General features: G+C 31.9%; 1 protein-coding gene. It reads left to right on the top strand.

Going from position 1 to position 260, the window contains the following annotated elements; all coding sequences use genetic code 11:
* Positions 1–260: hypothetical protein (locus R0J88_RS21170; protein WP_410901053.1), on the top strand; the 260-nt coding region annotated here is incomplete at both ends.

Raw genomic sequence — 260 nt, 5'->3', positions numbered from 1 at the left:
CCATTAGTGAGATCTCATCAAGTTACGATTCGAAAAAAAGAGTAACATTATCTTATACAATAAATGAAACTGCCAACACCTCTATCTATGTAAAAGATTCAACCGGTGTAATATTACAATACTTCATTAAAACGTTAAAACAAAAGCCTGGTAAGTATGAAATCACTTGGGATGTTTCTTCAATAAAAAACGGAACTTATACGTTTGGAATTATAACTACTGACCTAGCTGGTAATACTTCCTCTGCAATTCATAAGTAC

Source organism: Pseudoalteromonas sp. SIMBA_162 (assembly GCF_046535955.1).
GTDB classification, from domain to species: Bacteria; Pseudomonadota; Gammaproteobacteria; order Enterobacterales; family Alteromonadaceae; genus Pseudoalteromonas; species Pseudoalteromonas marina.
Note: the sequence above shows the minus strand (reverse complement) of the source record. Positions and strands in the feature narration are given on the sequence as shown.